General features: G+C 46.7%; 8 protein-coding genes. All 8 read left to right on the forward strand.

Going from position 1 to position 12,812, the window contains the following annotated elements:
- Positions 1–118: 118 nt before the first annotated feature.
- The 8 genes from MKY87_RS28660 to treP all read left to right on the forward strand — a co-directional run bounded on the left by MKY87_RS28660 (position 119) and on the right by treP (position 12,634).
- Positions 119–2,551 carry a glycogen/starch/alpha-glucan phosphorylase gene (locus MKY87_RS28660; protein WP_340967190.1) on the forward strand — a complete coding sequence of 811 codons (2,433 nt, stop codon included), beginning with the start codon at positions 119–121 and terminating at the stop codon, positions 2,549–2,551.
- A 264-nt stretch (positions 2,552–2,815) separates the two neighbouring features.
- Positions 2,816–3,685, forward strand: coding sequence for an effector binding domain-containing protein (locus MKY87_RS28665; RefSeq protein WP_340967191.1), 870 nt, complete (start codon positions 2,816–2,818; stop codon positions 3,683–3,685).
- A 42-nt stretch (positions 3,686–3,727) separates the two neighbouring features.
- Entirely contained in the window at positions 3,728–4,186 is a 459-nt protein-coding gene (locus MKY87_RS28670) for a VanZ family protein (RefSeq protein WP_340967192.1), read from the forward strand.
- A gap of 319 nt (positions 4,187–4,505) precedes the next feature.
- Entirely contained in the window at positions 4,506–6,197 is a 1,692-nt protein-coding gene (locus MKY87_RS28675; RefSeq protein ID WP_340967194.1) for a glycoside hydrolase family 13 protein, read from the forward strand.
- 97 nt (positions 6,198–6,294) lie between these two features.
- Positions 6,295–6,987 (forward strand): metal-dependent hydrolase, encoded by a 693-nt coding sequence (locus MKY87_RS28680; protein WP_133384481.1) that lies wholly within the window; start codon positions 6,295–6,297, stop codon positions 6,985–6,987.
- A 238-nt stretch (positions 6,988–7,225) separates the two neighbouring features.
- On the forward strand, positions 7,226–8,581 hold the full coding sequence (gene dctA, locus MKY87_RS28685) for a C4-dicarboxylate transporter DctA (RefSeq protein WP_133384482.1): 1,356 nt from the start codon (positions 7,226–7,228) through the stop codon (positions 8,579–8,581).
- 284 nt (positions 8,582–8,865) lie between these two features.
- Positions 8,866–10,587, forward strand: a complete 1,722-nt coding sequence (treC, locus tag MKY87_RS28690) for an alpha,alpha-phosphotrehalase (protein ID WP_340967195.1) — start codon at positions 8,866–8,868, stop codon at positions 10,585–10,587.
- Between the two features lie 28 nt (positions 10,588–10,615).
- Complete coding sequence (gene treP, locus MKY87_RS28695; protein ID WP_340967197.1) at positions 10,616–12,634, forward strand: PTS system trehalose-specific EIIBC component; 2,019 nt, start codon at positions 10,616–10,618, stop codon at positions 12,632–12,634.
- Positions 12,635–12,812 lie beyond the last annotated feature (178 nt).

A 12,812-nucleotide genomic window follows, 5' to 3' on the forward strand; every position in this document is an offset into this window, starting at 1 on the left:
ATTCGTCCCCGGAACGGGCTTTCAGTCGAAAGTGTAGCATTTATAACTTTGACACTCACGCGCAAAATTTGTATGAACCGCCACCATCCTACAGGATTTCCCCGGGAGGAACCTACTTTTGTTTGACAACAAAGAAACGTTCAAGAGTATCTTTACACGGAATCTGGTCAGCAAATTGGGCAAACCGATTGAAGAAGCAACACAGGAAGACGTATACCACGTGCTGGGAAGCATGATCCGTGAATATGCAGGACAGGATTGGGCAGCGTCGAATCAGGGGTTTAAGCAGCGCCAGGATAAACAAGTCTATTACTTCTCGCTGGAATTCCTGATTGGACGTCTGCTCGGCAACAATCTGCTGAATGTGAATGAATTGGAATTGGTCCGTGATAGTCTGGCTGAACTGGGTTTCTCTTTGGAAGAGGTAGAAGAACAGGAGGCGGATGCAGGACTTGGTAACGGAGGTCTGGGACGACTTGCTGCCTGTTTCCTGGATTCACTCGCATCACTCCGATATGCAGGACATGGTTGCGGCATTCGCTATAAATACGGGTTGTTTGAGCAAAAAATCATCAACGGCAATCAGGTGGAGTTACCCGACAATTGGCTGGATAAGGGCAATGAATGGGAAGTCCGCCGTCCAGACAAAAAAGTGGAAGTCCAGTTCTGGGGCCGGGTAGAAGCTCACGAGCAGGATGGACATTATCAGTTTGTTACAAAAGATGCCGAATCGGTTGTTGCCATTCCCTATGACGTGCCTGTCATCGGTTATGGTCAAACTCATGTGAATACATTGCGTCTATGGAGTGCCGAGCCAAAGCGCGAGACTTCACTCGACACCCCTTCGAACTACTATGGCTATCTGGATTATAGCCGTTCGGTAGAATCGATCTCGGAATTCCTGTACCCGGATGATTCCCAGTACGAAGGAAAGCTGCTGCGATTGAAGCAGCAATACTTCATGTGTTCAGCAGGTGTACAGAGCGCCTTGCGTACGTTCAACAAGCTGGAGCTACCGTATGATCGTTTGCCTGATAAAGTGGCCTTCCATATTAATGACACGCATCCAACCTTGGTTATTCCAGAACTGATGCGCATCCTGATTGATGTGAAGGGTTATGGCTGGGATGAAGCGTGGGATATCACGACTCGCACTGTATCGTATACCAATCATACAACGCTTAGTGAGGCGCTTGAAAAATGGCCTGTATCCATGATCAGCAAGCTGCTGCCACGGATCTACATGATCATTGAAGAGATCAACAAACGCTTCTGTGGCATGCTGCTGGATCGGTATCCGGGAGATCAGGATCGCATAGGGCATCTGGCAATTGTTGCGAACGATCAGGTACGGATGGCGCATCTGGCGATTGTAGGCAGTCATAGCGTGAATGGTGTGGCTGCATTGCATACCGAGATTTTGAAAGAGCGCGAGATGGCTCCGTTCTATGCGCTGTATCCAGAGCGTTTCAATAACAAAACCAATGGGATTACCCATCGCCGGTGGCTGATGCATGCCAATCCGAAACTGTCGGATCTGATTACGGATACAATCGGTAACGAATGGATAACAGAGCCGGGCAAGCTGGACCAACTTGCAGGCTTTGCGGATAATACATCATTCCAAGAGCAGTTCCGTTCAATTAAGCGGCACAACAAAGAGCGGCTTGCTGCGTATATTCTGGATCATACAGGGACAGCAGTGAATCCGGATTCCATCTTTGATGTACAGGTGAAGAGGCTGCACGGGTATAAACGTCAACTGTTGAACATTCTGCATGTTATGCATCTGTATAACCGGCTTAAGAATGATGCTTCGTTTGATATGGTGCCACGTACCTTCATCTTTGGTGCCAAGGCAGCGCCGAGTTATTATTTTGCCAAGAAAATTATTAAGCTGATCAACACCGTGGCTGACACAGTGAATAGGGATGCGGCCGTGAATGACCGCTTGAAGGTATTTTTCCTCGAGAACTATTCCGTCTCTCTTGCAGAGAAGATCATTCCCGCTGCGGATGTTAGTGAGCAGATTTCAACCGCAGGCAAGGAAGCTTCCGGTACGGGCAACATGAAATTTATGATGAACGGTGCTTTAACGATTGGCACGATGGATGGAGCCAACGTGGAGATGGCGGAGCAGGTCGGAGAAGAAAATATGTTCATTTATGGTCTGCGTGCAGATGAAGTGCTTGAATATTATCGTTCTGGAAGCTATCGTCCGAATGAGATTGTGCAGCATGATGAACGTATTCGCGAGGTTGTGGAGCAATTAGTACATCCAGGTGCATTCTGTTATCGTGACGGGGAGTTCTGGGATATTTATGACTCCTTGCTGGCCCATGGTGACGAATACTTTGTATTGCGTGATTTTGCTGCTTATGCAGATGCGCATGCTGCCATTGACCAGGCGTATCGGGATATTCCGGGCTGGACTCGGAAAGCGATATTGAACACGGCTCATTCCGGCATATTCTCCAGTGATCGTACCATTAGTGAGTATGCGACAGATATCTGGGGTATTCATCCCGTGTCCGGGAACTGGAAAGGTTAAGAATAGATTGTTAGACTAACAAGTCCCCTTGTTCACAAGAGACATCTCTGCTGGTAAATCAACCAGAGTAGAGAGTATCTCCTTGTAGAACAAGGGGATTTTGACATACATTGTATCATAGTGTCATTCAACTTGAAGATAAGTGAAACTCGCGTATTTTTCATCATACAAGTTCGCACACAAAATCAAAAAAAAGATCTGGATCTCAGTCATACTACATAAGAAATCGTTTGATATTTTGAATTAGATAGGGGAGCCTTCACTATGGATCATTACACACGAATTCAGCTTGCTATTGAGTATTTGGAGCAGCATTTGCAAGATGATTTTAATATCAGAGAGACGTCCGCTGCTGCGAGCTTTTCGGCGTTTCATTTTCAGCGTTTATTCCAGGCGATCACGGGATTCACGGTACTGGAATACGTGCGCAGACGCAGATTAACGGAGGCTGCTGCGATGCTGCGAGGCACATCGGAAGGCATATTGGACGTTGCGATGAGCTTTGGCTATCAATCCCAGGAGGCATTTACCCGTGCATTTTCAGCCCACTTTGGAATGACACCCGCGAAGCTGCGTAAGCTGGAAACGGATCAGTTGTCTCTTCTGAAGATGCAACAGAGCATTGATTTTAATGATTATCGAACTTCGCTTGGTGGAACATTCCACATGAACACACCCCGTCTGGTCACATTGGCACCGAACGGGATTATCGGTTATGAATATAAGACCAACCTGAATGACAATCAGCATTATGCTGAAATACCTGGATTTTATCATGATTTTGGCATGGAACAGAGATTCATGGCGATCCCGGAGAGGACACGCCCTGATATGGCTTACGGTGTGGCCTGTCATTTTGAAGAGGATGGAGCATTTTCTTTTATTGTGGGTGAAGAAAGCAGTGGAGCATCACAGGCACTTGAACCCGGTTTTACTTCGATTGAAATTCCGGGCGGCTTGTATGCAGAGTTCACCGTGGAAGGCTCCGGGCAGGATATTCGTAAAATGATCTATGGCAGCTGGCTGCCGCAGTCCAACTATGAACGGAGGGAAGGACCAGACTTTGAAGTGACGGATGTCTGGAAATCGCCCCCTGAACAACTGGACATGAAGATCTATATCCCGATAAAATAGACCTTACCGCTTTGCGGAAATCAAGGTCGGAGGACGGGATGAATGAGCGAAAAGTCGTGGCTCCACTCCAAGTGGATGCTGACCATTGTTGCTTGCATGGCAGTGCTATACATACTCATTATGGGCAATTTACTGTTTGTCAGTGGACGAACGCCAGGCATGCATTATCAATATAATCTGGTCCCCTTTGAGACCATTCGGCCACTTCTATTGGAGAGGGAGAGGTACCATACAGATGCCTGGGTCAAGAATTTGTTCGGCAATATTGTATTGTTCATTCCACTAGGCATCTGGATTCCGTGGTTGTTTCGAAGGTGCCGTTTGTTCCTGACTTTTACATCCACAGTGGTTTTGCTTCTGCTTGGTGTTGAAGTCACACAATTGATTACACGTGTAGGTTCGTTTGATGTGGATGACATTATTCTGAACACGATCGGTGCCTGGATCGGATACGCCGGATTTAAGTTAATCTTATATTCACAAAAAAGGACTCGGAATTGAACCGCAGATCGCGGTCCATGACCGGGTCTTTTTGCATAAGATACCTTTCAAATGTTTACAAGGGAATCATTTCGGATAAAACATATTAACGGCTTATTTATATCGTGAGCAGAAATGAACTAAACGTTTACACAAAACGGAGAGGACAGAAAAAACCTGAAGAAGCGAGAGCGTTCGCCTTTATCACCGGATTTTCCCCTTATAAGGGGAATTCATAAAATCAGGGGATAACAGCGATCGGAAGGTTGTTCTGTCATCGGAGTGTCCAGTGTAAATATTCTTAAGTTCAATTTATATAGTAGACAATGATGAGAGCGAGGTGGGCGATATCGTCTGGTGGAAAGAGAGTGTGGTATACCAGATTTACCCGAACAGCTTCAAGGATTCGGATGGAGATGGATATGGCGACTTGCAGGGGATCTGTGAGAAGCTCGATTATTTAGAGCATTTGGGCGTGGATGTGATCTGGCTCTGTCCCATCTACGATTCACCAGGACATGATAACGGATATGATATTCGTGATTATTATGCCATTCTGCGCAAGTATGGCACGATGGAGGATTTTGATCGATTATTGGCAGAGGCACACAAGCGTGGTCTCAAGATCATGATGGACCTGGTACTGAATCATACGTCGGATGAACATGCGTGGTTTGCTGAATCGCGTTCATCAAAGATAAATCCGAAACGGGATTATTATATTTGGCGTTCAGGCAAAAATGGTCAGGTGCCGAATAACTGGGAGTCCTATTTTGGAGGTTCGGTGTGGAAGCATGATCCCGAGACAAATGAGTATTATCTGCATCTGTATTCGGAACAGCAACCGGATCTCAACTGGAACAATGCACAGATGGCAGAAGAGATGTATGAGATGGTGCATTGGTGGCTGGAAAAAGGGGTCGACGGATTCCGTTTCGATGCAGTAGCGCATATCGCCAAGGCAGAGGGTCTGCCAAGTGCCCACAATCCGGATAATCTGCCGGTGGTTCCAGCGTATCAGCTCTTTTCCAACCTGGAACAGGTACACTCGATTTTGAAGAAACTGAATAACATGATCCTGAAACCTTACGGACCCATGACGGTTGGCGAGACTTCCGGACTTGGGCCTGAGCAGGCCTTGGCTTATGTGGGGACGGATCGTGACGAACTTAATATGGTATTCCAGTTTGAGCATATGTTTATCGATGCCAAATCCTCCGGAATTGGTAAATGGAACTATAAGGAATGGAAATTGACAGATCTCAAAGAAATCATGAGCCGGTGGCAAACAGTTTTACATGGTAGAGGCTGGAACGCCAATTATATGGGCAACCATGATCAGCCACGTCCGGTTTCCCGTTTTGGTGATGACGGTAAATATCGGGTGCGTTCTGCTCAAATGCTGGCGACATGGATGCTTACACTCGAAGGGACCCCCTACATCTATCAAGGAGAAGAGATCGGCATGACCAATGTCGCTTTTCAGGATATCGAACAATACCGGGACATTGAGACCAAAAATTATTACAATCATTACATTGGTCAAGGTAAGTCGAAGCATGAAGTCATGCAGGCGATCTGGCTGAAGAGCCGCGATAATGCCCGCACGCCGATGCAATGGGATGAGACGGAACACGCAGGGTTTACCCAGGGTCAGCCGTGGATTCAGGTGAATGATAATTATCCTGAGATTAATGTGGCTGATGCCGAAAGTGATCCGCAATCCATTTTGCATTATTACCGTAAGTTAATTGCGCTTCGCAAACAACATAAAGTGCTTATCTATGGCGCATATGAGCTGTTACTGCCGGATGATCCGGATATCTATGCCTATACCAGAACGCTGGAAGATGAGCAGATGCTGGTCATTCTGAATTTCCGTGGTCATGAACCTGAGATGCACTGGCCGGAAGGCTGGGATTCCAAGCATGCCAAGCTGATCATCAGCAACGTAAGCAGACGTTATTCTACCGATGAAGGTGCCATTCAGCTTCAGCCGTATGAGGCAAGGGTATATCGTAAGCAGCGGTGACACGGAGGCTAGCGTAATTTTGCGTTGGTGAAGAGCTATGATTTATAATAAATAGTGGTTTCAAAATAATCAAAACATATGTCGGGAGGAATCCAAGTTGTTGAATATTACGTTCCACGGTCACTCCAGTGTACAGCTGGGCACAGAAGAAAAGTCTCTGATCATTGATCCCTTCCTGCGTGGCAACGAGCTTGCCGTCACAAAGCCTGAAGATATTAAGACCGATGTTGTGTTGCTGACACATGCACATATGGATCACATCCTCGATGCTGAGCCTATTGCCAAAGCGAATAACGCCAAAGTTGTGGCTATTGTGGAATTGGCTACATATATGTCCTGGAAAGGTCTGGATACACTCGGCATGAACATGGGCGGCACGGTAGATCTTGGCTTTGCTCAAGCTAAAATGATTCAGGCGTTCCATACTTCCGGGATTGTGCTCGAAGAAGAACAACGGATCATGTATGCAGGTTTGCCTGCTGGATATATCATTAATATTGGTGGTAAAACGATTTTGCATGCCGGAGACACAAGTCTCTTCGGGGATATGAAAATGATCGGTGATCGCCATGATATTGATGTAGCTTTCTTGCCGATCGGTGGACATTTCACCATGGGACCTGAGGATGCGCTACAAGCGGCGGAATGGTTTAATGCCAAACTGACGATTCCGGTTCATTATGATACATTCCCGGTGATTCGTCAGGATGCGGAACACTTCGTGCAACAACTGGCTGCAAAAGGGTTGGAAGGCCGTGTGCTGGCCCCGGGAGAATCTATTACCCTGTGATGCACATTTAACCCCTGTTCAATAATAAATGGATTGATGGATAAAGACGAATATCACGTCAAGATAACTGACGTGGTATTCGTCTTTTTTCGGTTTCAGGTTCAATTTTCACCAATAGAGTTGGTACAAATGACAAAAACATTGAAATTCCATTGTTGAACTCCCGTTTAGAATGATATAAAAAGTTACACGGAAACCAAACGGAAATCCGAATTGACCGCAAACAGGGGGAGCGTTCATGTCATTTATGAAATCATTATTTTTTCAAATTATTGTAGCGGTAATCATCGGGATTGGTGTAGGCATCCTGTGGCCGGATCTGGGTAGCTTGCTGCAACCGCTCGGAACAGGTTTCATCAAATTGATCAAGATGATCATCGCACCACTGATTTTCATGGTCATTGTGACAGGCATTGCGAAGATCGGTGATCTGAAGTCGGTAGGTCGCATTGGACTGAAAGCTATCGTGTGGTTCGAGATTGCAACTACAGTGGCGCTGGTACTTGGATTGGGAACAGCCAATCTGCTTCGCCCCGGTGCCGGAATGAACGTGGACCCTTCAACCATAGATGCAAGCGGCATTGAAGCGAAAACCAATGGTTCCGAGTTACCACATACGGTAGACTTTATTATGAATATTATTCCGACAAGTGTTGTAGATGCCTTTGCACAAAATGCACTTCTGCAAGTACTGCTCGTGGCATGCTTGTTCGGGGTTGCTCTGGCAGCAACAGAGAGCAAGGCAAAAGAGAATGTACTGACGCTGATTGAGAACTTGCTCAGCATTGTGTTCCGCATCATCGGTTATATCATGAAACTCGCGCCAATTGGTGCATTTGGAGCCATGGCTTACACGGTAGGTGCCTATGGGGCTTCCACATTATCGTCCTTTGGTCTGTTAATTCTGGCCTGTTACGGCGCAGCGCTGCTGTTTCTGGTCATGCTGGCACTGGCTGCCTGGTGGATTACCGGGCTGAATTTCCTGCAATTTGTGAAGTATACCCGTTCTGAAGTGATGCTGGCGATTGGAACCGGATCATCAGAAGTGGTGATGCCGCGCATGATGGACAAACTAACCAAGGCGGGTTGTGATCGTGCGGTTGTGGGTCTTGTAGTGCCGACGGGGTACTCGTTTAATCTGGATGGCGCTTCGATCTATTTATCCTTGGCAACGGTTTTTGTTGCTCAGGCCGTAGGGATTGAACTGACATTGATGCAGCAGATTACAATTTTACTGGTGTTGATGTTAAGTTCCAAAGGCATGGCAGGAGTACCTGGCTCCGCATTTCTGGCCCTGTCCGCAACGGCAGTGGCCGTCAATGCTTTTCCGGTAGCAGCGGTTGCTCTGCTGCTTGGTGCAGATCGATTCATGGATACAATGCGTGTCTTCACAAACCTGATGGGCAACTGTGTTGCAGCATTTGTGGTTGCAAAATGGGAAGGTCTGCTGGATCAGAAGCGAATGCGTGCCGTACTCTCTGGTGAGATCAGTGCTGCTGAACTGGAAAGGGAAGAACAGGCTGCACTATCTTTATTGAAGTTAAACATGCAGGAAAAACAGGGAAAAGCCGTAGTTTCACCCGAGATGTCATAAGAGGCGTTTTTAAAAAGTTCAACCAAGTAGACCGTCTGTTGCCCACCCAATCGTGGGAAGAACAGACGGTTTCTTGTTGTCCCAATACAGATATCATGGAGTTTACGAACGCAGGTTCCAAAATAAATGTTACAGAGGAAAGATTTATGGGGAATGTGTAGAAGAGGCGAAGAATATACATATTATAGTTTCAACTTGTATATACATGTTTACTTATGTAATATAGATATGAAGTTAACCGAGAACATCACATAAGAGCATTACAATTTATTGGAGGCGTTAACATGAGTTCTAATAACACAACTCCGTCATCTTGGTGGAAGACATCAACGGTGTATCAGGTATATCCGAAGAGTTTTAATGATACAACCGGATCGGGTACGGGAGATATTCGTGGATTAACCGAGAAGCTTGATTATTTGCAGCATCTGGGTATCGATATTGTATGGTTGCAGCCGGTATATGTATCCCCACAGCATGATAATGGATATGACGTAGCGGACTATTACCGCATTAATCCGGATTATGGGACGATGGAGGATTTTGACGAACTGCTGAAAGGTCTGAAGGCTCGTGATATGAAACTGATGATTGATATCGTAGTGAATCACTCCTCGACAGATCATGAGTGGTTCCAGCAATCCCGTTCTTCCAAGGATAATCCGTACCGGGATTATTATATTTGGAAAGATCCTGCTCCGGACGGCGGTGTGCCGAACAACTGGCAATCCAAGTTCGGTGGGCCTGCATGGCAGTACGATGAACAGACGGGACAATATTTCTTGACTTTATTTGATAAAACGCAGGCAGATCTGAATTGGGAGAATGAAGAAGTACGCAAAGCTGTGCGGGATATGATCAAGTTCTGGGCCGAAAAAGGTGTAGATGGTTTCCGTATGGACGTGATCAACCTGATCTCCAAAGACCAGCGTTTCCCTAATGATGATGGCAGCGTGTCACCGGGTGATGGGCGTAAATATTACACGGATGGACCGCGTGTCCATGAGTACATCACCGAGATGTACGATGAAGTATTCGGGCCTCACAACATGGTGACAGTAGGGGAAATGTCCTCTACAACACTGGAACATTGCATCCAATATTCGAACCCGGCTTCCCGGGAGTTTTCGATGACGTTTAACTTCCACCACCTGAAAGTGGATTATCCGAATGGTCAGAAATGGGAACTGATGCCGTATGATTTCGAAGCGATGAAGCAGCTCTTCAGTGAGTGGCAGACAGGCATGCAGGCCGGTGGAGGTTGGAACGCGCTGTTCCTTAATAACCATGATCAGCCGCGGGCACTATCCCGATTCGCCGATGATGGTGATTATCGTGCCGAGAGTGCCAAGATGCTTGCAACAACGATACACGGAATGCAAGGTACACCTTATGTCTACCAGGGTGAAGAGATTGGAATGCCGAATCCAGTCTGGAATGACGTTAGTGAGTTCCGCGATATCGAATCAACGAACATGTACCGCCTGCTTCAGGAAGAACGAGGCAAATCCGCTGAAGAAGCTTTCAACATCGTAAAAGAGCGTTCCCGGGACAACTCCCGCACACCGATGCAGTGGGATGGCAGTAAGAACGCCGGATTTACTACCGGAACACCTTGGCTGAAAGTAGATGAAAGGTATCCGTCCATTCACGTGGAACAGCAACTGGCTGATCCGGATTCAATCTACTACCATTACCGCAAATTGATTGCCCTGCGTAAAAAGGTTAACGTGCTGATCAACGGTCTGTATGAACGCCTAGACGATGCACACCCGGATGTATTCGCGTACGCACGGACCAATGGAAATGAAACTCTGATTGTTGTATCCAACTTTAGTAAACGAGACGTCACGTTCTCGCTTCCGGAGGCAGTCTGGAATGATCACATTGCAGGCAAATCAGCAGAGTTACTCATAGGAAATACGGAGGCAGCCCTTGCGCTGACGCAGGAAATCTCTCTCAGTCCGTATGCATCCTATATGTGGCTTGTACCACAACAGGACTAATCACATTTTATAAATAGGAAGTGACACTATGGCAATCGATAAAAAACAGGTTGAGGAGATCGTCCGGGCAGTTGGTGGCAAAGAGAATATTGAAGCTGCAACACACTGTGTTACACGACTCCGGTTTGCCTTGTACGATGAGAGTAAAGTGGATACTGAAAGTCTGGATCAGAATGATCTGGTTAAAGGACAGTTCTCTTCCCAAGGACAATTCCAGGTCGTTATTGGGCCTGGTCTGGTAGATAAAGTCTATGATGAGATGATTCAGATTACCGGGGGAGATCGGTCTTCCAAGGATGATGTGAAGGCGGTTGCTGGTAAAAAGCAAAACCCAATCCAGCGAGCGATTAAAACACTCTCGGATATTTTCATTCCAATCTTGCCTGCAATCATTACGGCAGGTCTATTGCTCGGGATTAACAATATTCTGACAGGTCCAGGCATTTTCTTTGATGGAAAATCACTGGTGGATGTCTATCCAGCCTGGAAGGATCTTGCGTCCATTATTAATACAATCGCAAGTACAGCCTTCACGTTCCTGCCGGCTCTAATTGGTTGGGCAGCTGTAAAAAGGTTCGGCGGCAGTCCGCTGCTCGGGATCGTGCTTGGTCTCATTCTGGTACATCCCGATCTGCTGAGTGCATATGGTTACGCTGATGCTGTGAATAATGGCACGGTGCCAACATGGAATCTGTTTGGTTGGGAGATTGAGAAGATCGGTTATCAAGGGCAGGTTCTGCCAGTACTGGTATCGGCCTATCTGCTTGCGAAGATGGAAATTTTCCTGAACAAAAGAGTGCATGATTCAATTAAACTGCTGGTTGTTGCACCAGTTACGTTGCTGATTACCGGCTTCCTGGCATTTACGATTATTGGACCGGTTACATTTGCTATTGCAAATGCAATTACATCTGGCTTGATCTATGTATACGATTCCTACGCGGCGCTTGGCGGTCTGATCTACGGTGGTCTGTACGCTTTGCTTGTTATCACCGGTATGCATCACACGTTCCTCGCGGTGGATGTTCAGCTCATTGGTAGTCAGGGCGGTACGTTCCTGTGGCCGATGCTGGCATTGTCCAATATTGCACAAGGTTCGGCGGCACTTGCGATGATGCTTGTCTTGCGTGAGAAGAAAATGAGAGGACTTGCAGCAACGTCCTCGGTGTCGGCCTTCCTCGGGGTAACCGAGCCGGCGATCTTCGGAGTGAATATCCGTTACCGTTATCCGTTTATCTTTGGTATGGTCGGTTCCGCGATTGGTGGTGTGTTGCTGACGATGAATAATGTTCAGGCAACCTCCATCGGTGTAGGTGGCGTACCGGGATTCCTTTCGATTTTCCCTAACAAGTGGGGTGTCTTCTTCATCGGCATGGCGATTGTCCTGGTTGTACCATTTGTACTGACTGTCCTTTTTGGCAGAGCCAAACTGAGAAAAGAAGATCGTAGTGCAAGCAATGAAACCGTTAATGAGCCTAAAGCGTCTACATCGCAGTCTGCTTCAGGTGTTACTTCTTCAACTGCAAAAACAGATCCAAACCAGCGCACACGTAGTGCAGCTCAAGTAGGGGACGAAGCCGTGAATACACTGGAAATCATGGCGCCATTAACAGGCCAGGCCGTATCGCTGGAGCAAGTACCTGATCCGGCTTTTGCCGAGAAACAGATGGGTGAGGGTGTAGCGATTGAACCTTCCGGCAACGTTGTTGTTGCCCCGTTTGATGCTCAAGTCGCTCATGTAATCAAGAGTAAACATGCTGTGATTCTTGAACACGCGAGTGGATTACAGGTTCTGATCCATGTCGGGATCAATACGGTATCTCTCAAAGGTGAAGGCTTCAACATGCATGTCGAAGCTGGCGAGCATGTAAAGGCTGGACAAAAGCTGTTGGAGTTTGATCGTAAGGTAATTGAAGATGCGGGATACCCGCTGATTACACCGATTATCATTCCAGATGGTCAGGATATGGTTGAACGGGTGGAAGTCACCACAGGTGATGTTACATCTAATCAAAATGGTGTGCTGAAGGTTCATCTGAAAGGTTAATTGAATACAACAACAAGAAGGGGCTGCGTGATGTGCAGCTCCTTTTTGTTGTATGATCGTTATTTTCATGACGATCATGGTAAACTGTATATAAAATGGAAGAATCACATTTTTAAAATAATGGTGGTTGGAAAGGTTTTTCTGACAAAGCAAGCTTCAGGCATGTTCGAGTCGTGGC

The sequence above is a fragment of the Paenibacillus sp. FSL R7-0198 genome (assembly GCF_038000415.1).
GTDB lineage: Bacteria > Bacillota > Bacilli > Paenibacillales > Paenibacillaceae > Paenibacillus.